Consider the following 20,797-nt stretch of genomic DNA (forward strand, 5'->3'; position numbering starts at 1 on the left):
TCATGAATACGCTGCCTGACTTAAGCCAACTGACCCATGAACAACTGCTGGAATTCACCAGGCAGTTGGCGCTGCAGCATCAGTCTCTAGCACAATCAAACCAACAATTGGATGCCAAAGTTCAACATCTTTCTATTCTCAATCAAAAATACGAGCATGAACTGGCGCTGTTTAAAAAGCACAAATTCGCCCAAAAGAATGAACACTTAACGGCAAAACAAATCCATCTCTGGGATGAAGCGGTTGAAGAAGATATTGCCGCGGTTGATCTAGAACTGGAACGGCTAAATGCAGATAAAACCAATGCAGCGACACAGAAAGCCAAAACCAATAAACCTAAACGTCGACCACTGCCAGATCATCTACACACCATCCGTATTGAGCATGAACCTGCATCAACCCAATGTGCTTGTGGCTGCCAACTCCGTCGTATCGGCGAAGATGTCAGTGAAAAACTGCATTTCAGACCGGCACAGTTCTATAAGGAACAGCATGTGCGTGGTAAATGGGTCTGTGATCAGTGTGACACTCTAACTCAGCAAGCGATGCCCGCCTATGTGATTGATAAAGGCATTGCTTCACCTGAATTGCTCAGCCATGTGCTGGTATCGAAGTATGCCGATCATTTGCCGCTGTACCGTCAGCGCCTGATCTATCAGCGGGCTGGCATTGATCTGTCCAGATCCACTTTATCTGATTGGATAGGTCGCTGCGGTGTAGAACTGGAACCTCTGGCCAATGCCTTAAAAGAGGTGGTGCTGCAACAGCGGGTGCTGCATGCAGATGAAACACCGGTCACCATCATGCGGATGGGTGAGAATAATAAAAAACCGAAGAAAGGTTATGTCTGGGCCTATGCCACCACACAGTATAATCCAGTTCAGGCGGTGATCTATGACTTTCAGGATAGTCGTTCAGGCCAGCATGCTGAAGAGTTCTTGAAAGGCTGGCAGGGCTATCTAGTCTGTGATGATTACAGTGGTTATAAAGCACGTTTTAAATCAGGCCAGGTGATTGAGGTGGGGTGCATGGCCCATGCACGTCGTAAATTCCATGAACTGCATGTAACTGGGAAAAGTCAGGTTGCTGAACAGGCCTTAGTGCTGATTCAGAAACTGTATGCGATAGAAGCAGAACTCAGGAAAAAGACCGATGGTACAGCGGAAGACCGCCGCGAATACCGACAACAGCATAGTCAACCAGTGATGCAACAACTATATGAATGGCTCAACCAACATCATCTGACAGTGCCATCGAGTTCTCCCACCGCCAAGGCTATCAATTACACTCTGAAGCGTTGGCCAGCCTTAAGCCGCTATCTGGATGATGGCAATCTACCGATATGCAACAATTGGGTAGAGAATCAGATGCGTCCCTGGGCGTTGGGACGCAAGAACTGGCTGTTTGCAGGTTCGCTGCGCAGTGGTCAGCGAGCGGCAAACATCATGACTTTAATCCAGTCAGCAAAGCTGAATGGCTTGGATCCGTATGCCTATTTAAGTGATGTGCTGAAAAGGTTACCGACACACAAAGTGACCCAAATTGAAGAATTGCTGCCGCACTGCTGGAAACCTAAATCGAATTAAAAAATAGGTATGGGATTCAGCGGACGCTTACTTTTTAACTAATTTATAATTCAGATTACTCTGTATTTCCTTACCTGTTTCTATATCACGAGCTTCAACGAAATTATCACCTACATAAAACTTCCGGTTTTCAGCTTTTTCATCTAGGACGATAATAGAAGGTTGTTGAGGATCGAAAGTGAAGCTACCTTTGGTCTCAATTTCATTATTTCCAGTTTTACCTAAATATTCCTCACTCAATTCATAAGTTTTGTCAGGATTAAGATCTAGTTCAACTTTAATCCCTTCGCAGTCAGCACACGGGAAAACACCCTCATATTCGCCTGCCCAGTTTGAGTTGACAGTAGCATTACTGGTCATCTCAGTACTCATATTGCTTTGACTATTTATAGTCTCTGTAGTAACAGGAGCATTTGTGGTATTAGATTGAGAATCTGCGCCGGCTATATCGCGGTCGTTCTGTTTAGAACATGCACTTAAACTAGTAACCGTTACTACCAATAAAGCAGACCATAGTATTTTTTTCATTGAAGATCATCCTCTTGTTCTTCTGTTCTAGGATTTACATTAGAAGTATGAGCTATCAATATACAGAGGGATCTTGTTAAAAATTGATTCGTTAAGTGAAACGGATTAAATATATGTAGATGAGAAACTAAGATAATTAAAATACAAAATAAGCGATTGGTTTTCTTTAGTTTTATTTTATAAACCTTAAGGTTATGATTTGATAGAAATAATTATTAAAAAGAGCGGTCATGAAAGCAGAACAGGAAAATAATATCATCGCGAAAATTTATGATGCTGCTTTATTGCCTGCTTTATGGCTGGAGGTCATTCAGGATATTGTGCAATATACCCAGAGTCATAGTGCAATTTTTACCGGCCTTGATCAATTCAATCCAGCCTATGACTTTGTTTATACTTACAATATCCCGGAAGAAAGTCTGGCTGCTTATCAGGAGGAACGGATTCGGGTCATTGACATGAAGCTGCACATGCCTCTATGGAATGAAATTGATATGGGGGAGGCACTTAATCAGGACTGCCGTCATTATGCAGATCAACCTAGAACAGAACAGTATATTTTTTATGAAAAATGCCTTAAGCCTACAGGGATAGGGTATATGGCGGGAGTATTGCTGGACAGAGGAAACTATCGCTGGGCAGTCATGGGACTACATCGTGCTCCACACACTCAAGGTTTTGAAGCAGCTGAACTGAATTTTCTCAAACGGATCGGCATACATTTGCGTCGCTCTTTACAGATTCATCGGCAAATCAGTTTGGTACAACAAGACAATATCAGCTTATATACTGTATTGGACTGTTTAAAAATCGGTATTATTTTGCTGGATCAGGATCTCAAGTTATCTTATTCAAATCCACTGGCACAAAGCATGATTGAAGCTTCAACGTGTTTGGAAATGGATATACATAACCGTCTGAAAATACCGGTAGGTGATCAGGAACGTCTGGAAAGATTGCTATCCAGTGCTTTGCTGGAAGAGACCAGTATGCCGAGTGAAATAGGCGGAGTCTTGGCTCTGCAGGATTCTAAAATGCAGTAATTGATGCTCACTGTTGTGTCTTTTAAAAGATTAAAAAAGATGCAGCAATTTTCTGAAGCTCAGCATCAGATTGCTGTATTTATGACAGACAAAAATTGGCATTATTCATTATCCAGAGCTTATTTACAGCAAGCATATCAACTGTCAAAACGTGAATTTGATTTGTGTGAGCTTTTAATCAATGGCTATAAATTAGAAGAAATTGCGGCGAAATGTGGGATCACTTTAAGTTCAGTACGCACTTATTTTAAGAATATTTATGAAAAAACTGACTGCACTTCACAAATTGAACTGATGCACTTATTGATGGGATGTGCGATTCATTTTGAACATATTAATTAAACCTACCTAAAGATAATTCTTTAGGTAGGCTGTGCTCATTATCTAACGCGCTGTAATGTTACAGAACCTTCACCTTGTGGGTGCAAGATCAGAGTTTCTGCCGATACATTGATGTTTGCAATGGTCTTGCTGCCATCGGAACTGTCTTGTAATCCGCCACATTCATTGGTATCGAATAAAACTTCAGTGGTTGTGAGTGTATTACCTGAAAGAGTAAATTTGCCATATTCAATTCCAGGCCAGCCACAATCATCTCCGCCTTCAGTGTCCAGGAAGAAATAATAGTTTGTGTCAAAGAAGGCAAATAAATGGGTGTCACTAAATCTCCAAGCACCTACCAGACCATTAGCAGACTGTTTGACGCGGCTTAACCGGTATTCAGTATTGATCCCCGGTTCTGTCAGAATTAAGGTCGTTCCATCATAGTTTAAGGTGTAAGGTTTGCCTTTTGCAGGATCTGAGAGTCCCCATTCACCATTACTGTCTTGAATAATGCGCGGTGAAATCACGCTGGTAGTTGCGTTCCAGTTTAACTCTCCAGTTTCAATGCCAGGTGTTCCATCACCGTCAGCAGCTTCTGCTTGACCTAAGGCATAACGGCCATCTTCTAAAATATGGATCAGTACAGCGCTGTTTGGATTGCGGCCAATTTCCCAAGTACCGGCAATATCTTTATAGAAAGTTGACTGGAAGTTTTCTGCAGCTTTTTCAGGTGTAATCAATTTTTCTGTGGTAACTACGCCTGTTGATACCACATCTGTAGCAAATGCTGTAGGGGCCTTAGAAAAATCTAAACTTTGATTAAGAAGGGCATTAGCAGCTTCAGTACTGATGCTAATCCCATTGTCATGATTACTGTCTGTATCTAAAGACTGTAAAAACACCATCAGATTGGTACGTGCAATTTCAGTTTGTGCTAAATCTAAAGGCGTAACACGTTCTTTAGCTTCAATTTCTTGACCTAGTTGTACGTCACCAATCAGGAATTTAACCTTTTCTCCGTCATTAAATTTAAATTCACCTTTTTCATTAGTAACCCCTTCAGCACCACTACTGGTGATATATGTTACCCCTGAGATAATTCCATCTGTCAGTACACCAGTTTCGGTCCCGACCGGAGCTGTAGGTGGAACAGGTGATGAACCCTCTGTACGATCATTATCTGAACCGCCACATGCTGTAAGTAACCCCGCTAAGGAAAGACAAATTAAAGTCTTTTTCATGAAAATCTTCCTAAAATTTATTATGTCAGCGAAGTATAGAAAGAAAGCTAAAATCAACATATTCTAAAATTAGGATGGAAAAATATATAAATCAGTAAAATAAATTGAACTCACTATTTGCTTAAAAGAGTGAGCTTGCTATAGGAAGTGAAAAAAGGAAGATTCAAATAACAATAAATTGAAAACTCTTCCTAAAATTTAAAAATACAAATATATATTAATTGGTGATTTATTGATCAGTATGCACTATCTATATTCTGCTGCATTGTTAGACTGTGGCGAAATTTTGACAATGATTGTGATGTAGCTGTGTTTGAAAATTTAGCTGAGAAAACTTTAAATTTAATGGGTTGGAAAACCGATGACCAATGGCCCGAAGACCTTGATCAATGTGTGATGATTGCAGCGCCACATACCAGTAACTGGGATGCACTATATGCACGTTTGGCCTTGAAGGCTTTAAAAGTGAATGTGCGTCTGACCATTAAAGACAGCTATATGAAATTTCCATTTGGGCCCTTTGTACGTGCAATGGGTGGAATTGGTATTGACCGTCGTCCCAAACAACCGGGTGAGCCACGTCCAAGCATGGTTCAGGTCATGACAGATCTATTTAAACAGCATCCTAAACTAGTGATGCTGGTTACACCGGAAGGCACACGTGCCCGTCAGGAACAATGGAAAACCGGTTTTTATCATGTGGCGATCAATGCGGGTGTGCCAATTGCGCTGGCTTATATGGATTATGCAAAAAAAGAAGCGGGCGTAGGTAAAATCATTTATCCAACAGGAAATTATGAACAGGATATGGCTGAGATCATGGCGTTCTATGCCAATATTGAACCTAAATTTCCTGAAAAATTCAGTATTGATCAACGCTATTTTTAATTTCAGGAAAAATAAAAGCAGAGGGATGGACTCTGCTTTTCTGTACGATATATAAATACCGAATTTAATTTTGATTCTCTTCAGATAAAATTCCCCCCAGATTCTGGCAGGCATCTTTATAAAGATTGTATTGCTGTTCTACCACTTCATATAAAGGCAGGTCAAAAGGCTCTTCACCTTGATGATATTGCTCAATATAAGACTCGACCTTGGTTTTGCTGCTGTACAGCATGTGTTGATAATAATCCGTCATACTACTGTGTGGCATTTGCGCTGTATCAATCTTGGCACAATTGAAGTTTTGCAGAAGCTGTTCTGACTTTTTAAGATCATTGGACATACAACCTGCCAGTAATATGCTACTGAGCAATGCCGTTAGGAGTTTCATAGAAAAAGATGAACTTTGATGGGGAGCGCACTATTGTAGAAGTAAATGCGCTATGCAAAAGTAGTTTTATTCAACAACTGGTCAAAAAATAGAAGAATAAAATTTAGAATCTCATTCTTCCTTGGCGATCTTTAACCTTTAACCAGTCCGCCATCGACAATCAGGTTTTGACCTGTCACTGCACGTGAATAAGGTGACAGGAACATCAGAATAGCAGACCCAAATTCCTCAGGTGTAATCACGCGGCGCAGAGGAGTGGACTGAGCAATCAGGTCAAAGACAAAGTCAGGTGTTGCTTTACTTGCATCCGTGGTTTGCAGTAATCCGCCTGAAAGCATGTTCACGTTAATCCCATACTGACCAAGATCTTGCGCAGTAGTTCGGGTAAAGGCCAATAGCGCCGCTTTCGCAGTCGTATAATCATGATAAGGAACGACAGGGTTTTGAACCAGGTTAGTCCCAATATTCACGATACGACCAAAATGTGCCTGTTTCATATCTTCTAATGCAGCTTGTGTTGTATTTAAACAGGCCTGAACTGCTCCACTAAGCTGACGGGACATACTTTCCCAGGTCAGATCTTCAACTTTAGGTCGCTCATCACCATTAAACTCAAACTGTACCAGCGCATTATTAATAACGGAATGGACGGCTTCTCCGAAATGGGCCTTGCTGGCAGCAAATAAAGCTTTTACCTGGTCAGCTTGTGTTACATCTGCCTGATAGGCAAAGACCTGATCAGGATACTGATTTTGCAAATCTTCAGCCTGGGTTTTGCTGCTATGGTAATTTACTACCACACGTGCACCTTCCTGAATCAGGAGCTGGGTAATGGCTAGTCCCAATCCACGGGCACCACCAGTCACAAGTACAATTTGATCACGAATTTGCATTGCTTATATCCGCCTGAGAATCATTCGGGCTAACATAACAGCAATAGGGCTGAAAGCAAAGTGATGTAAGGTTTTAGAGCTGCTCTATCGCGCAAATGAGTCAATACCTTCCTTAATCAGGAGAAAGCAGCCCGAGCTGAAGAGTAAGCCTAAGACAATCTGTTTAAAACGTAATTCTGATATTCGATGAAACAGACGTGCGCCTAAAATAGCGGGAATACTTACAGCTAGAATGAGTACCACCATATAGGGAAGGTGAGTCTGATTTAAGCTGCCTTGCAGTAAATAGGCGGCTAAGGTAAACACCTGTATGGCAAAATTAAAATGACGCAATATGTAGCGCTGCTGTTCTTTCGGTAGCTGTTTCAGCATTAACCAGGCAGATGGTACAGAACCACAGAATCCCCCTAAACCTCCTAAAATGCCACCAACCAAACCAATCCCTGCATCCGCAGTTTTGCCTGAATGTTGAATCAATTTAATCTGTGGATTCAGCAGCATTAGTGGACACCAGATCACGAGAAATATACCAAGAAAAATACGAAAAGTGCCCGCTTCAACGATATTCAGTAACCAGGTACCGAGTGGGACACCGATCAGACCTGCAATTAAATAAGGTAGATATAAGGCTCGGTGCAGATGAGGAAGTTTAGGCTCATTAGATAATGAAATGAGGTGACTCCACATCGAGGCAAAAACCACTAAAGGCGCAGCAAGTAGAGGACTCAATCCCCATACCCAGAATGACATGGCAATTAATGCAAAAGCAAAACCGGTAAGTCCCTGTACAAATCCTGCGATAATTGCACCAAGAATAAAGAGTAGCCAGGTCGTCATAAAAATCAGGGTATTGGAAAAGTTTGTAGTATTCAAAATATGGTCAGAAAAACCAAGCAGATCCTTAGCTGTATTTATGCGAATCTAAGTGTAAATATGCATAAATGATTTTTATTAAATCCGAGACAAATCCTTTAATTAAGTATGGAAAATGAACAAAATCATACAAGAGTGCAACAATGGCTCCGCGTACTCTTCATGAAATCACTTGATACTAATTGAGGGCGGCATAGAGGTAATGAACATGAAAAAAATGATATTACTGTCATCTGTATTGGCAGTAGCGCTAACAGGCTGTGTGGTTGATCCTTGGGATGAAGGTTATCGCGGTCATCATGATCGTAATGGACATTATGATCGGGATCGTGGTGATAAGGACTGGAAAAAACATAGAGATCATCGTGACTGGAAACGTGATAGAGGCGATAGGGACTGGCGTCGTAATCGTTAACCGTTATCTTCTATTTATAAAAAAGGATTCCTTAAAGGAAGGAATCCTTTTTTATTTAAGTATTTAATATAAGTAAGTCTTAAGCTGCTTTTTTCTGATACAGCCCTGCGCGTACTGTGCCGGCTTTGGTATTTTTGATTAAATGCCATGAACTTGGCAGCTTCAATGTACTCAGTTCACGATCGGCTTCTACATAGATAAAACCATCTTCTTTAATCAGTGGATCAGTCTGAGTAGCCAGAGTTTCCCATAAATCCAGACTATAAGGTGGGTCTAGAAAGACCAGATCAAACTGCTGTTTCAGGCTGGTTAAGGCTTGTTGTGCTGTCGAAATTTTAAGTTGCGCACGTGCTTTGGTGACTTTGAGTAATTCCAGATTTTGGGTGAGGAATTGTGCCTGAGTACGATCCGGCTCAATCATCACCACTGAAGCTGCACCACGTGATAATGCTTCAAAGGATAAAGCGCCTGAACCGGTACACAGATCCAAGACACAGGCATTCTGGACATCCCACATCAGCCAGTTAAACAAAGTTTCACGCACACGGTCAGGTGTAGGACGTAATCCTTCAATACTGGCAAAAGCCAATTGACGGCGTTTCCAGTCACCACCAATAATTCTAAGTTGATTTTTCATGAATTATTCCTGATCGTCATTGGCTGCAGGAGCAGAGCGAGAAGTTGCAGGTTGCGGATTGTTTGGCTGTGCGTGGGTCGCCTGACTGCCTTCTTGGGTTGGGCTCGCATTCGGATTTGCACTTAACAGATTCGGTCCACTTGGCAATTCACCCGGTTTAATACCTGCTGTCATGAGACCGCCACTAATTTGATGGCCGGCAGGGTGAATTGGATTTTTATCGCGAGACAGTAACCAGTAATCAAATAACGGTTTAGCCAGTTGTGCAGCAGAACCACCATGTCGACCATTTTCCCAGACAACGACTACTGCAATTTCAGGGGCTTCAGCAGGTGCAAAACCCACAAATAGACCATGATCCAGTTGGCGTTCAGTCAGTAGGGCTTCATTATAGCGCTTACCTTGCGCAATACTTTTCACCTGTGCTGTACCGGTTTTACCTGCGATTTGATACATTGGTGTGCGGATTCCGCGACCTGTACCTGACTGAACCACATCAATCATCGCATCACGCATTTTAATCCAGTCGTCTGGTTGACCGTTAAAGTCGATTTTACCATTAGGGGCATTATGTACTGTAAAAGGTTTGGCGCCCTTACTTTCACGCAGTACGTGAGGCGTAACATGTGAGCCTTGATTCGCTGTAATAGCAGTTGCCATAGCAAGCTGTAATGGTGTTGCGGTAAATGCACCTTGGCCAATACTCACCGAAATGGTTTCACCACGTGACCATTTGGATTTACGGGTACGCATTTTCCATTCAGGACTTGGATAAAGTCCTGAGCTTTCACTTGGTAAATCTACACCGGTTTTTTCGCCAAAGCCGAACTGGCGCATCCAGCTATTCATTTTTTCAATGCCCATCCGATAGGACATGACATAGAAATAGGTGTCGCAGGACACCACTTGCGCCTTATGCAGGTTCACAGCACCATGACCAGTTTTCTTATGGTCACGGAAGCGGTGGCTATCGCCCGGTAAGGTAAAATAGCCCGGGTCAGAAATCGCTGTACTCCAGTCGACCAGTCCATAATGCAGACCGCCCATACCAAACATCGGTTTGATCGTTGAACCTGGAGGATACGCCCCTTGAACAGCACGGTTATAAAGTGGCTGATCCAGACTGTCACGAAGGCCTGAATAATCTTTGCTACTAATCCCGGTGACAAATAAATTAGGGTTAAAACTTGGACTGGAAACCAGCGCCAGAATTTCACCTGTACGTGGGTCAATCGCGACAATAGCACCACGACGACCGGCCAGTTGTTCAGTGGCAATGGTTTGTAGACCATAATCTAGTGATAAATAAAGATCATTACCTCGTACCGGTTCTTTACGGCCTAAATGACGCAGGACATTACCGAAAGCATCAGCTTCGACTGACTCATTCCCTGGCACACCATGTAAGAGATCTTCATAGTATTTTTCTACCCCGATTTTCCCAATCAGGTTAGACCCGGCATAGAGATCCTTATCAATTTCTTTAAGTTCTTTGTCATTAATACGGCCGACATAACCAATCACATGCGCAAAGAGTTCACCATGCGGATAGTAACGGGTCATCTGGGTTTCAATATTGACGCCCGGAAATAGATATTTCACCTCACTAAAACGGGCAATATCATTTTCATTCAGATTCAGCTTGATCGATACCCGCTCAGTTTTACGCGCCGTCTTGACTCGTGCCTGAAAACGTTCAATATCTTCTTCAGTCAATTCCAGAATCGGTGTAAGACGTTTCAGCGTATCATCAATATCTTGCACATCGGCGCGACTTAAGGTAGCTGTGAAAACAGGATAATTATCGGCAAGTAAAATACCGTTACGATCGTAAATATAGCCGCGTGCTGGCGCTAAGGGCTGCAGGCGAATACGATTCTGGTCAGAAGCCGTAGAAAATGTTTCAAAATTAAAAATTTGCAAATAGGCGTAGCGGCTGACCAGCAGCAGCATAAAGAAAATCACAATACCGACAGAGATCCAGACCCGACTGCTATAGATGCGCTTTTCTTGTTGTGCATTTTTTAAAGGAAAGTGCTGCTTCATATGCGATCGACTTAAGACCAGAGGGAAAGGAATCAAAGTGGAGTATTCTAGCGCAACTGTACGGGATTTGATAATGAAAAACTGGCTGTAGCAATTCCTATGTTTAAACTTTGACTTTGCAGACATGAAAATTGTAAAGTGCTGTATACAAGAGTTTTAATAATTCTGATAAAGTCAAAATTAAATAAAAATAGGACTCTACCAAAAACTATAATTAAGGAAGATGGTGAAGGAATGAACAAAGTTTACCCTTTGTTGGCATTTGCATTCTTTGCAAATGGGGGATATGCACATGATCAAGTGAATAATACGACAAACAGAACTGAGGATCGTGAGCCTAAAGAATTTAATGTTGGGGTCGGTTTTACCCAGAAACTTATCCATCTAAACACTGAATGGGTGAATCCTTATGGGATTGCTTATGTGAAAGGTGGTGCTTTTCTCAACGATGATCGTACAGTTGGAGCACAAGTTGGCTTTCGTTATCCTGCACACCTCACCGGCAAGGACAAAAATGGGTATTATGTAGGGGTTTATGCCGGTCATATCGATAGCAAACAGGTTGATGGCAAATACGAAAGCCGTTTAGGTGGGGGCATTGATCTGGCGTATGTTTTGCTCAGTTCAGAACGGATCAGCAGTTTTAGTATCGGTATTGGGGCGGGGGAGAAATTACAGGACAGTAATGGTCGCGTTGTAGCCGAAACTGAACCCAGACTACAATTCTCCTATACTTTAAGTATCGGTTTATAGACAAAATATTCAACTTTATTAATACCTGTATTCTGTGAACAAAAAATTAAATATGGAATTTATGCATGCTTGAGTACGTCAATGAATTGTGGCAAGCCTTCTTGAATCGCCCAGATTTTTGGGCAGTGCTCAGCATTATCCCGGTGACCGCATTCGTAACATGGGCTCACGTGTGGATGGCGCTAAAAATGGTGTTTTATCCAATTAATTTTTGGGGTTTTCATGTCGGGCCTGTTCCTGTTGGCTGGCAAGGTATTGTGCCGCGTAAAGCTGGAAGAATCTCAGGAATTATCACGGATAATACCTTATCTAAATTGGGCTCCATCCAAGAGTTCTTGCAGGCAATGGATCCGGATGATATGGCACGTATTATCGGGGAACAGGTCGGTTTTGAACTCGAACATCTGATTGATGAAGTCATGATGGACCGTAATGCGGTGCTATGGGAAAACTTGCCTTATTCAATCAAGCGCCGTATTTATGCCCAAGCCCATAAACAGCTGCCACAGGTATTAAAAGAATTAGTGACTGAACTGACCATGAACGTCGAGTCACTGGTCGATATGCGCGACATGGTGGTCAGTCAAATGGAAGGCGATCGCCGTTTAATGGTGAGCATGTTCCTGAAAGTGGGGCAGAAAGAAATCAACTTTATCTGGCATATCAGTGCCCTGATCGGGATGTTCTTTGGCCTGTTTCAGATGGTGGTTTGGTTTGTGGTGCCATGGCACTGGACCGTACCGTTCTGGGCGGCTATCTGGGGCTTTCTGACCAACTGGATTGCGATCTGGATGGTGTTTAATCCGGTAGAACCGCATTATATTAAATACCCGCAATTCTTTAAGCGTACGGCTGATCATAGATTCCCTTGGATCAAACCGGTGATTCCAAGAATTGGCACCTATAACATACAAGGCGCATTTATGAAACGTCAGGAGGAAGTCTCTGACGTATTTGCAAGTGTGGTCACAGAAGATCTGATTACGCTAAAATCGATCATGACAGAAATGATGTATGGTGGTAAAAAAGATAAAACCCGCCGTATTGTCAAACGTCATATTAACGAAATTATGGAAACACCGCTGGTTCGGACCTCTTTACAGCTGTCTTTAGGGCCAAAAGAGTATGCAAAACTCAAGACAGACTTGATCGATCGCTCGATTGAAATTACGATGGTGCCTGTAAGCGACCCTGCGTTTAATGCGAGCCGTGCACAGAAGATCTACCAAATGTTTAGAGACCGCATACGTGATTTGACGCCTAACGAGTTTCAGAATCTATTACGTCCTGCCTTTCAGGAAGATGAATGGATCTTGATTGTCCTAGGGGGGGTTACCGGTTTTGTTGCGGGTTTAATCCATTTGTTTGTGGCTTTCTTATAATTAGATGCCAAAGAGCAGCACACGTTTTGGTCGTGTGAAGCTGGGTATCTTATACATAGTTAAAAAATGAGGATGTTTATATATGCGCATTATCTTACTCGGACCACCTGGAGCAGGTAAAGGTACACAAGCTCAGTTGATCTGTAAGCGCTACAATATCCCACAAATTTCAACCGGTGATATGCTCCGTGCTGCAATTCGTGAAGGAACTGAATTAGGTCTACAAGCTAAAAGCGTCATGGACAATGGCGGTTTGGTTTCTGATGAATTGATCATTGGTCTGGTCAAAGAGCGTATTGCACAACCTGACTGTGCAAATGGCTGCATCTTTGATGGTTTCCCACGTACGATTCCTCAAGCTGAAGCGCTAGAAAAAGAAGGCATTGCAATTGATCATGTGATTGAAATTGATGTGCCGGATGAAGAAATCGTTCAACGTCTATCTGGCCGTCGTCAACACCCGGCGTCTGGTCGCGTTTATCACATCGTTTACAACCCACCAAAAGTGGAAGGTAAAGATGATGAAACTGGTGAAGATCTGGTACAACGTCCAGATGACCAGGAAGAAACTATTCGTCGCCGTTTAGGTTCATACCACACTGAAACTGAACAGCTGGTTGGCTTCTACCAAGGCCGTGCAGCTTCAGGCGAAAATGCACCGACTTATGACAAGTTAAATGGTCTACGTCCAATCGAAGAAGTTCAAAAAGATCTTTTCGCGATTCTGGATCAAGCAAAATAATCGGTTTCCGATCATTTTGACTTTCAAAGAGCCCTAAGTCATATTAGGGCTCTTTTTATTGCGTTGTTCAAAAGGATCTGCTGTGAAATTTGCTGTATTGGGATTGATGATTGTATTTCTGGCAGTACTGTTTGCACTGTTCTATGTCAGCTTCAAGATGCTGAAAAAAGTACGTCAGGAAGAACGTGCCGAAAATGCCGGTAAGGTACCTGAGCGTCAGCTGCATCCTAAATTACAGGCCGAGCTTGAGCAAAAGCGCAAGCAAGAACAGGCTGAGCGAAATAAAAAATAAAAAAATTTCGAGTACTTAAATTAAAAAAGCTGAACCTAAAGTTCAGCTTCAATATTTTTCACCGGAATTGCGTGACCTGCACCAAATTCAAAACGGTCGGGCCAGTTACAGACATCGGCGACCACACATTCATGACACTTTGGTTTACGTGCGATGCAGCAATAGCGGCCATGTAAAATCAGCCAGTGATGCGCATCCACAATGAATTCTTTGGGAATCACTTTGACCAGTCGATGCTCTACTTCCAGCACATTCTTGCCCACAGCCAAGCCCGTTCGGTTGCCGAGACGGAAAATATGCGTATCGACAGCCATGGTAGGCTGACCAAAGGCAGTATTCAGCACAACATTCGCTGTTTTGCGCCCTACACCCGGTAAAGCTTCTAGATCTGCACGATTGTCCGGTACCACGCTGTTATGCTTCTTGATTAACATTTCACAGGCTTTAATGACGTTCACAGCTTTGGAGTTATACAGGCCAATCGTTTTAATATATTCCTTGAGGCCATCTACACCAAGTGCATAAATTGCTTCCGGTGTATTGGCGACCGGAAACAGTTTATCAGTGGCTTTATTCACGCTCACATCCGTAGCCTGGGCAGAAAGGCTCACTGCAACCAGTAATTCAAATGGACTTGAATAATTCAATTCAGTTTTTGGATTCGGACGCTGCTCACGCAGGCGTTCAAAGAAAGTCTGAATCTGTTTTTTAGTCATGTTTTTTACAGGCTTAGCTGTTACTGTTGTCATGTCTTATCCCTGTAAAGCCTGTAATTGCTGCGTCAGTTCTTCAAGTTGCAGACGTTTGCGTGCATCCTCACGAACAGAAAGCTGTTTTTCTAACTTTTTGATTTGTGTGCGTAATTTAGCAAGCTCAATCGTGGTTTTGGCATCAAGTGTAACCACTTCATCTGCTGGTTTTTTCACGATTTCAATGACAGGAACCTGATCGACCTGAGCAGAGAACTGGGCAAATAGGGCTGTATTAATTTCTGCACGAACCACTGGACCTTTACGGTCAATTCGGCGTTTTTCTTCACGTTGAATATGCGCATAGTAACGTTTACGCAAATCATCCTGTTCAGCAATACGCTGAGCTTCAGTTGGCAAAGGCTGAAGATCTTCGACCAGATCAATACAGTCTACCGGGCAGGGCGGAATGCAGAGTTCACAGCCGGTACACAAGTCAGTGAGCACAGTATGCATCAATTTGCCTGAGCCAATGATCGCATCGACCGGGCAAGCACTGATGCATTTGGTACAGCCAATGCATTCATCTTCACGGATGATGGCTTTCATGCGCTGAGGACGACCATCCGCCTGAATTGGCCAGACGCTTTCTTCAGCGGACAGTTTAGAACGATTTAACAATGCTGCCAGAGCATCAGCGACGGGCTGTCCACCCGGTACACATTTATTGGCATCTTCGCCCTCAACAATGGACTGAGCATAGGGCAAGCAGCCATCACGATGACCACATAAACCGCACTGGGTTTGAGGCAATAAAGCATCAATAGACTGGACTAGAGAGATCTGCGAATTCATGAATAACCTAGGCTGCTCGGGCTGAGCCTTAGAGTGAATGAAACAAAATATGTCAATTTAATGATTTTAACATGTTTTTAAGGAACTAAGTTATGCACGATTAAGGGTCACTTTGTGCATTATTATTAGGCATAAATTAACAATTAAGCATTGATTCAGTTGGTATTTAAGCACACAGAAAAAATATTCATAATCAATATAAATAATTGTTATCAAATTAAATTTAAACTATTTTTCAAAAAAGTATTGTAGATTAGTTACAAAAGATATTTAATATTTTGCGCCAAAATTTAACATTGATTGTAAATTTGACCAATTTTGATCCATTTTCTGCTGAGGATTAAGCGTTGAAATACAACACACTTAATGAGTTCCTAGATTACGTAAAATCACGTGATGCACATCAACCCGAATTTCTTCAAGCTGTAGAAGAAGTGATGACCAGTTTGTGGCCATTCATTGAAAAGAATCCACAATACGCAGCACATGGTTTACTAGAACGTCTAGTTGAACCTGAGCGTGCGATCCAGTTCCGTGTTGCTTGGGTAGATGACCAAGGTCAAACACAGGTTAACCGTGCGTTCCGCGTACAGTACAACTCAGCGATTGGTCCATTTAAAGGTGGTATGCGTTTCCACCCGTCAGTGAACCTTTCTATTTTGAAATTCCTCGGTTTCGAGCAAACTTTCAAAAATGCCCTGACTACATTGCCTATGGGCGGTGGTAAAGGCGGTTCTGATTTTGACCCTAAAGGCAAATCAGAAGGCGAAATCATGCGTTTCTGCCAAGCGTTAATCATCGAGCTTTATCGTCATCTTGGTTCTAATACAGATATCCCAGCGGGTGATATCGGTGTGGGCGGCCGTGAAGTTGGCTACATGGCTGGTATGATGAAAAAACTCAGCAATGACACTTCATGTGTATTCACTGGTAAAGGCCTGACTTTCGGTGGTTCTCTAGCTCGTCCAGAAGCAACTGGTTATGGTACAGTGTATTTCGCTGAAGAAATGCTGAAAACTCGTGGCGAAAGCTTTAAAGATAAAGTGGTAACAATCTCTGGTTCTGGTAACGTTGCGCAGTACGCTGCTGAAAAAGCAATGTTCTTGGGTGCTAAAGTTGTTTCTCTATCTGACTCTGCGGGTACTGTTCACGTTAAAGACGGTTTCACTGAAGAACTTCTTGTTGAAATAATGGAACTGAAAAACATTAAACGTGGCCGTATCTCTGAATTCGCGTCTAAACACGGTTTTGAATACCTTGAAGGTCAACGTCCTTGGGGTATCAAATGTGATATTGCGCTTCCATGTGCGACTCAAAACGAACTTGATGCGAATGATGCAGCAGCTCTTCTTGCAAACGGCGTAATCTGTGTTGCTGAAGGCGCAAACATGCCTTCTACACTTGAAGCAGTTGAGAAATTCGTTGAAGCGAAAATCCTTTATGCTCCAGGTAAAGCATCTAACGCCGGTGGTGTAGCAACTTCTGGTCTTGAAATGTCTCAAAACGCATTGCGTTTAGGCTGGACTTTCGAAGAAGTTGACGAGCGCTTACACGCAATCATGAAAGAAATTCACCGCAACTGCGTAAAATTCGGTACGAAAGAAGACGGTACCGTGAACTATGTAGATGGCGCAAACATCGCTGGCTTCGTAAAAGTTGCTGATGCAATGCTTTCTCAAGGCGTATTCTAAGTCTGACTGAGTTTAAGCTTGAAAAAAAACCGAGGTGAATGCCTCGGTTTTTTTATATTGCGATTTTATCGTTATAGAGTGCCTTTGACTGCTTCACGCTGTACGGTCATGTCGAATACATAGGCATATTTAGACTGGTCAGCTGCCGGATTTTTAATTTCATAACGTTTGACCCGAATAATCTGAAGCTCATTCGGTGTATGCTGAAAACCTTCAATTTGATCATAGAATAAAGCCCAGTCTTTATCGACCTGAGTCTTTAAGCCTTTTTCATCATATTTGATTTCTTTTACTTGCAAGCAGGTTTGTTGAGCTACACCCGTACAGGCTTTAGTCTGCGGTGAAACTTCTAGGAAAATGGTTTCTGCCTGACCTTGGTATTTGGTTTCCGGTGTCATTTTTCCGGTAAAGACATATTTTTGACTATCAGCTGCAGTAATACTCAGTTTCGGCTGATTGGCATCACTTAGATCCAGACTAAACGGAATATCACGCTTTTGCAGAAGCTGGCTGATAAAACGTTCCTGTTTCATTAATGGTGCATCACATGCCATCATGGTGCCCATCATGTCACCCGTACTCAGGGTATTATCTTTAACAGTCCAGCTCGTGCCAAGGCCATTACAGCCAGAAGCGACACTCAGTCTGCCTTGCTGATCAAAGCTCAGAACAATCGGGCGTTGCAGCCCACGATCAAGTTCCCAAGTATAAGCGGGCAAAATTTTTGTAGGCGTTTTTAATGTAGTAGATAGAGTAGAAATAGCCAGATCTCCTGAAGTGACAGGAAGATGAGAAGATTGACATGCAGTTAAAGCCAAAGGGAGTAGGGCAAGCGCAAAAATACTTAATTTCATTGGTTTATATTCTATGTACTAAAGTTTCAACATGATTATAATCAAGAGATTAACAAAAAATATGGATACAAATCGTAGCTTTTGCTAAAAATATGTATCCATATTAAAAAGTCGGATTTTAAATAAGCGGAGCTATCGGTTAGTCAAAACGGTAGATATCCATCCCCAAAGCGCCCATCGTAAAACTGCTGTGTACGATGCTGAAACGGTTGCCAGTACCCATAGCAAAGAACAGTGGAGCAAAGTGTTCCAGTGTTGGGTGATTACGTTTTAGCTGAGGAATAGACTGCCAGTCCAGAACGGCATCAAAATCACTATGGGTTAATTTATTGGCCACATAGTTTCGGAAGGTGGATGCCCATTCCGGAACTTCATCGCTATTTCCCTGCCAGGACAATTCACGCAAATTATGGGTAATGCTCCCTGACCCGATCAGGAAAACCTGCTGCTCACGAAGTGGCGACAAAGTCTGGCCAATCTTGTAAATCTCTTCTGCACTCATCGACATCGGCAAAGAAATTTCAACTACTGGGATATCTGCTTCTGGATACATATGTAATAGCGGCATCCAGACGCCATGATCACGCGGACGGGTGCTGTTGGCATGTGCAGAGAGACCGGCATTGGCCAATAAGCCCAAGACTTGCTCAGCCAGCTCTGGATTGCCGGGAGCTGGGTAGCGTAACTCATACAATTCAGGTGGAAAGCCACGGAAGTCATGCCAAGTTTCAGGACGAATACCTGTATTGACTTCCAGAGCTTCACTTTCCCAATGTGCCGACATAACAATAATGGCAGTTGGACGTGGCAGATTCAGGCTTAAACGATGCAATGCCGGGCCAACCTGCTCAGGATTGAGCGCGAGCATGGGAGAACCATGAGAAATAAATAAGCCGGGCAAAGTCTGTAAGTTCATAAGTCAAACCACATTAATTCAATGTTTTAATCATGCAATAAAAAGGGAAGTAAAGGCAGGGGTGATTGTTCAACAAAACGTTGCATAATCAGAACGCATCAACAAATCAGCCTGCACGGTGATAAGGATGATTATGGTTAATGCTCATGGCACGATACAGTTGTTCAATCAGCATTACACGGACTAGCGGATGTGGCAAGGTGAGTTTAGACAACGACCAATGCCAGGCTGCTGCTTTTCGGACTGCTTCAGAATGGCCATCTGGCCCACCAATCGCCAAAGCAATATCATGACCTTCCAGCATCCAGCCTTTCATAGTTTCAGCCAGTTTTTCCGTACTAAACTCACGGCCACCGACTTCTAGTGCAATCAGGACTTCATTCTGTTTTAAGGCATTTAAAATACTGTCACCTTCAATATTCCGGTATTTCAGAATATCGGCTTCAGAATCATTTTTGCCCCGTTTCGCCATGGGCAATTCAACCACCTGAGTTTGTACAAAAGGCTGGATACGTGTGAAATAGTCTTCAAAGCCTGTCAGCACCCAAGCTGGCATTTTCTGACCAATGGTTAAGATACGGATTTTCATGGAACTGGATCAATAATTAGATACTTCATTATAACGATCAAACAACACGAAGTTGAGCTAGGGAAACAAATTGAAATTGAAATCATGAATTTAATGTTGCTTTAATATCCATGATTCAAGTATCCGCTTGATAATAAAGGAATGGATAATAAGAAATGCGGACCAGTCTCATTATTAAAAGATATTGTACTTTTCTACTAATTATTCTCGGTTTAACCAGTTCAGGCATGAGCTTTGCTGCGCCTGCAAATTTTTCCTCCAAACAGGCTCAGCCAGAACATCTGGGACTGTTTATCAAACAGATTATTAGTGTTGATGAATACCGGAATTTTAAAAATACCAGTGAATTGAATCGAGTATCCGCATGGCTCAAAGAACAGATGCGTCTGCTGGGTATTCCATGCCAATTTCAAAACTATATTGTAAATAGCCTAAGCTATAGAAATGTGGTGTGTCAACTGAATGCCAAAGCCAAAACCAAACTGGTTATTGGCGCGCATTATGATGTCTTTAGTGACTTGTATGGAGCAGATAACAATGCTTCTGGTGTAGCAGGGGTACTGGAAACAGCTCGACTACTGGCCTTACAAAAGTCAAAACTCAAACATAATATTGAGTTCGCTTTTTATACACTAGAGGAGCCACCCTATTTCAAGACTGAACATATGGGAAGCTATCTACATGCCAAAGCATTAAAGGCCCAGAAGCAAAAAGTGAAAGGTGTCATTATTCTGGATTCTATTGGCTATTATAATGAAAATCTGGTGCAGACCTATCCGACAGGTTTGAAATGGATCTATCCACGGCATGGTAACTTCATTGCTGCGATTGGACATTTGGCATCAGCCGGTTTGACAGGAGATTACTGCACGTCCATGCAACGTTTCAAGCGTCTGGACTGTCAGCGTTTTATTAGTCCGGCATTTGCTCAGGACATGAATTTTTCTGGCTATTTGAATTATGCCAAGTTTAACTATTCAACTATGCTGATTACAGACACAGCGCATTATCGTAATCCTTACTACAATACCGAGCAGGATACCTTAGATAAACTGGATCTGACCAAGATGGCTCAGGTCGTGAATGGTTTGGTCGATATGGTGATTCGTCTTTAAAATTATCTTCGTTTGGATACAAAAACACCCTGCCAGAGCAGGGTGTTTTTCAAAGCC

Annotated in this window: 21 protein-coding genes and 1 pseudogene; 10 read left to right on the top strand and 12 right to left on the bottom strand. The window is 42.5% G+C overall.

Annotation, left to right across the window (positions count from 1 at the left end; all coding sequences use genetic code 11):
• The first annotated feature begins 2 nt into the window (after positions 1 to 2).
• A complete protein-coding gene (locus F897_RS07380) occupies positions 3 to 1,586 on the top strand; it encodes an IS66-like element ISAba25 family transposase (protein WP_005080957.1) in 1,584 nt (527 codons plus the stop codon).
• Positions 1,587 to 1,613: 27 nt separating this feature from the next.
• On the opposite strand, the gene F897_RS07385 is transcribed toward F897_RS07380, so the two are convergent.
• Positions 1,614 to 2,114 (bottom strand): copper resistance protein NlpE, encoded by a 501-nt coding sequence (locus tag F897_RS07385; protein ID WP_005234688.1) that lies wholly within the window; start codon positions 2,112 to 2,114, stop codon positions 1,614 to 1,616.
• A 230-nt stretch (positions 2,115 to 2,344) separates the two neighbouring features.
• Between F897_RS07385 and F897_RS07390 the strand changes: the two are divergent.
• Positions 2,345 to 3,499, top strand: a pseudogene (locus F897_RS07390) (helix-turn-helix transcriptional regulator).
• Positions 3,500 to 3,537: 38 nt separating this feature from the next.
• Here F897_RS07390 and F897_RS07395 read toward each other — a convergent pair.
• Entirely contained in the window at positions 3,538 to 4,722 is a 1,185-nt protein-coding gene (locus F897_RS07395; RefSeq protein WP_005234691.1) for a putative periplasmic lipoprotein, read from the bottom strand.
• Between the two features lie 309 nt (positions 4,723 to 5,031).
• On the opposite strand from F897_RS07395, the gene F897_RS07400 reads away from it, so the two are divergent.
• Complete coding sequence (locus tag F897_RS07400; protein ID WP_004782922.1) at positions 5,032 to 5,610, top strand: 1-acyl-sn-glycerol-3-phosphate acyltransferase; 579 nt, start codon at positions 5,032 to 5,034, stop codon at positions 5,608 to 5,610.
• 64 nt (positions 5,611 to 5,674) lie between these two features.
• Here F897_RS07400 and F897_RS07405 read toward each other — a convergent pair whose 3' ends face one another.
• The 3 genes from F897_RS07405 to F897_RS07415 form a co-directional block, all read right to left on the bottom strand.
• The gene (locus F897_RS07405; RefSeq protein WP_005234692.1) at positions 5,675 to 5,998 is read right to left on the bottom strand and encodes a hypothetical protein; all 324 of its coding nucleotides are present in this window, start codon (positions 5,996 to 5,998) and stop codon (positions 5,675 to 5,677) included.
• A gap of 131 nt (positions 5,999 to 6,129) precedes the next feature.
• A complete protein-coding gene (locus F897_RS07410; protein WP_005234693.1) occupies positions 6,130 to 6,891 on the bottom strand; it encodes a 3-oxoacyl-ACP reductase in 762 nt (253 codons plus the stop codon).
• Between the two features lie 84 nt (positions 6,892 to 6,975).
• Complete coding sequence (locus F897_RS07415) at positions 6,976 to 7,728, bottom strand: sulfite exporter TauE/SafE family protein (RefSeq protein ID WP_005234694.1); 753 nt, start codon at positions 7,726 to 7,728, stop codon at positions 6,976 to 6,978.
• A 244-nt stretch (positions 7,729 to 7,972) separates the two neighbouring features.
• Here F897_RS07415 and F897_RS07420 point away from each other — a divergent pair, with 244 nt between their 5' ends.
• Entirely contained in the window at positions 7,973 to 8,179 is a 207-nt protein-coding gene (locus tag F897_RS07420) for a hypothetical protein (protein ID WP_005234696.1), read from the top strand.
• 79 nt (positions 8,180 to 8,258) lie between these two features.
• Here the strand turns inward: F897_RS07420 and rsmD are convergent, their stop codons facing one another.
• Together rsmD and mrdA are read right to left on the bottom strand one after the other, a co-directional pair.
• Positions 8,259 to 8,816, bottom strand: coding sequence for a 16S rRNA (guanine(966)-N(2))-methyltransferase RsmD (gene rsmD, locus F897_RS07425; protein ID WP_004782912.1), 558 nt, complete (start codon positions 8,814 to 8,816; stop codon positions 8,259 to 8,261).
• 3 nt (positions 8,817 to 8,819) lie between these two features.
• Positions 8,820 to 10,862 (bottom strand): penicillin-binding protein 2, encoded by a 2,043-nt coding sequence (mrdA, locus tag F897_RS07430; RefSeq protein ID WP_034580879.1) that lies wholly within the window; start codon positions 10,860 to 10,862, stop codon positions 8,820 to 8,822.
• A 234-nt stretch (positions 10,863 to 11,096) separates the two neighbouring features.
• Here mrdA and F897_RS07435 point away from each other — a divergent pair, with 234 nt between their 5' ends.
• The 4 genes from F897_RS07435 to F897_RS07450 all read left to right on the top strand — a co-directional run bounded on the left by F897_RS07435 (position 11,097) and on the right by F897_RS07450 (position 14,031).
• Positions 11,097 to 11,615, top strand: a complete 519-nt coding sequence (locus tag F897_RS07435) for a hypothetical protein (protein WP_005234706.1) — start codon at positions 11,097 to 11,099, stop codon at positions 11,613 to 11,615.
• Between the two features lie 65 nt (positions 11,616 to 11,680).
• A complete protein-coding gene (locus F897_RS07440) occupies positions 11,681 to 12,997 on the top strand; it encodes a DUF445 domain-containing protein (protein ID WP_005234708.1) in 1,317 nt (438 codons plus the stop codon).
• 82 nt (positions 12,998 to 13,079) lie between these two features.
• Positions 13,080 to 13,739 (top strand): adenylate kinase, encoded by a 660-nt coding sequence (gene adk, locus F897_RS07445; RefSeq protein WP_004782907.1) that lies wholly within the window; start codon positions 13,080 to 13,082, stop codon positions 13,737 to 13,739.
• Between the two features lie 82 nt (positions 13,740 to 13,821).
• Positions 13,822 to 14,031, top strand: a complete 210-nt coding sequence (locus tag F897_RS07450) for a hypothetical protein (protein WP_005234710.1) — start codon at positions 13,822 to 13,824, stop codon at positions 14,029 to 14,031.
• 35 nt (positions 14,032 to 14,066) lie between these two features.
• Here the strand turns inward: F897_RS07450 and nth are convergent, their stop codons facing one another.
• The gene (gene nth, locus F897_RS07455) at positions 14,067 to 14,780 is read right to left on the bottom strand and encodes an endonuclease III (RefSeq protein ID WP_005234712.1); all 714 of its coding nucleotides are present in this window, start codon (positions 14,778 to 14,780) and stop codon (positions 14,067 to 14,069) included.
• Between the two features lie 3 nt (positions 14,781 to 14,783).
• Entirely contained in the window at positions 14,784 to 15,575 is a 792-nt protein-coding gene (locus tag F897_RS07460) for an RnfABCDGE type electron transport complex subunit B (protein ID WP_005234714.1), read from the bottom strand.
• Positions 15,576 to 15,922: 347 nt separating this feature from the next.
• Between F897_RS07460 and gdhA the strand changes: the two genes are divergently transcribed.
• Positions 15,923 to 17,266 carry an NADP-specific glutamate dehydrogenase gene (gdhA, locus tag F897_RS07465; protein WP_005234715.1) on the top strand — a complete coding sequence of 448 codons (1,344 nt, stop codon included), beginning with the start codon at positions 15,923 to 15,925 and terminating at the stop codon, positions 17,264 to 17,266.
• Between the two features lie 71 nt (positions 17,267 to 17,337).
• On the opposite strand, the gene F897_RS07470 is transcribed toward gdhA, so the two are convergent.
• From F897_RS07470 to rlmH, 3 genes are all read right to left on the bottom strand, one after another.
• Positions 17,338 to 18,120: an META and DUF4377 domain-containing protein gene (locus F897_RS07470; protein ID WP_005234727.1), complete on the bottom strand. Its 783-nt coding sequence runs from the start codon at positions 18,118 to 18,120 to the stop codon at positions 17,338 to 17,340.
• A 139-nt stretch (positions 18,121 to 18,259) separates the two neighbouring features.
• Complete coding sequence (locus tag F897_RS07475; protein WP_005234731.1) at positions 18,260 to 19,036, bottom strand: DODA-type extradiol aromatic ring-opening family dioxygenase; 777 nt, start codon at positions 19,034 to 19,036, stop codon at positions 18,260 to 18,262.
• Between the two features lie 106 nt (positions 19,037 to 19,142).
• Positions 19,143 to 19,625: a 23S rRNA (pseudouridine(1915)-N(3))-methyltransferase RlmH gene (gene rlmH / locus F897_RS07480; RefSeq protein WP_005234734.1), complete on the bottom strand. Its 483-nt coding sequence runs from the start codon at positions 19,623 to 19,625 to the stop codon at positions 19,143 to 19,145.
• Between the two features lie 155 nt (positions 19,626 to 19,780).
• Here rlmH and F897_RS07485 point away from each other — a divergent pair, with 155 nt between their 5' ends.
• Positions 19,781 to 20,740 (top strand): M28 family peptidase, encoded by a 960-nt coding sequence (locus tag F897_RS07485; protein WP_005234740.1) that lies wholly within the window; start codon positions 19,781 to 19,783, stop codon positions 20,738 to 20,740.
• Positions 20,741 to 20,797 lie beyond the last annotated feature (57 nt).

The organism is Acinetobacter variabilis (genome assembly GCF_000369625.1).
In the GTDB taxonomy this organism is placed as follows: Bacteria; Pseudomonadota; Gammaproteobacteria; order Pseudomonadales; family Moraxellaceae; genus Acinetobacter; species Acinetobacter variabilis.

Coding starts and splice junctions, on each gene's coding strand:
- F897_RS07420 (WP_005234696.1), top strand. CDS start 7,973: ATGAAAAAAATGATATTACTGTCATCTGTATTGGCAGTAGCGCTAACA.
- rsmD (WP_004782912.1), bottom strand. CDS start 8,816: ATGAAAAATCAACTTAGAATTATTGGTGGTGACTGGAAACGCCGTCAA.
- adk (WP_004782907.1), top strand. CDS start 13,080: ATGCGCATTATCTTACTCGGACCACCTGGAGCAGGTAAAGGTACACAA.
- F897_RS07385 (WP_005234688.1), bottom strand. CDS start 2,114: ATGAAAAAAATACTATGGTCTGCTTTATTGGTAGTAACGGTTACTAGT.
- F897_RS07380 (WP_005080957.1), top strand. CDS start 3: ATGAATACGCTGCCTGACTTAAGCCAACTGACCCATGAACAACTGCTG.
- mrdA (WP_034580879.1), bottom strand. CDS start 10,862: ATGAAGCAGCACTTTCCTTTAAAAAATGCACAACAAGAAAAGCGCATC.
- F897_RS07415 (WP_005234694.1), bottom strand. CDS start 7,728: ATGACGACCTGGCTACTCTTTATTCTTGGTGCAATTATCGCAGGATTT.
- F897_RS07405 (WP_005234692.1), bottom strand. CDS start 5,998: ATGAAACTCCTAACGGCATTGCTCAGTAGCATATTACTGGCAGGTTGT.
- F897_RS07440 (WP_005234708.1), top strand. CDS start 11,681: ATGCTTGAGTACGTCAATGAATTGTGGCAAGCCTTCTTGAATCGCCCA.
- F897_RS07485 (WP_005234740.1), top strand. CDS start 19,781: ATGCGGACCAGTCTCATTATTAAAAGATATTGTACTTTTCTACTAATT.
- F897_RS07460 (WP_005234714.1), bottom strand. CDS start 15,575: ATGAATTCGCAGATCTCTCTAGTCCAGTCTATTGATGCTTTATTGCCT.
- F897_RS07475 (WP_005234731.1), bottom strand. CDS start 19,036: ATGAACTTACAGACTTTGCCCGGCTTATTTATTTCTCATGGTTCTCCC.
- F897_RS07435 (WP_005234706.1), top strand. CDS start 11,097: ATGAACAAAGTTTACCCTTTGTTGGCATTTGCATTCTTTGCAAATGGG.
- F897_RS07410 (WP_005234693.1), bottom strand. CDS start 6,891: ATGCAAATTCGTGATCAAATTGTACTTGTGACTGGTGGTGCCCGTGGA.
- F897_RS07470 (WP_005234727.1), bottom strand. CDS start 18,120: ATGAAATTAAGTATTTTTGCGCTTGCCCTACTCCCTTTGGCTTTAACT.
- nth (WP_005234712.1), bottom strand. CDS start 14,780: ATGACAACAGTAACAGCTAAGCCTGTAAAAAACATGACTAAAAAACAG.
- rlmH (WP_005234734.1), bottom strand. CDS start 19,625: ATGAAAATCCGTATCTTAACCATTGGTCAGAAAATGCCAGCTTGGGTG.
- F897_RS07395 (WP_005234691.1), bottom strand. CDS start 4,722: ATGAAAAAGACTTTAATTTGTCTTTCCTTAGCGGGGTTACTTACAGCA.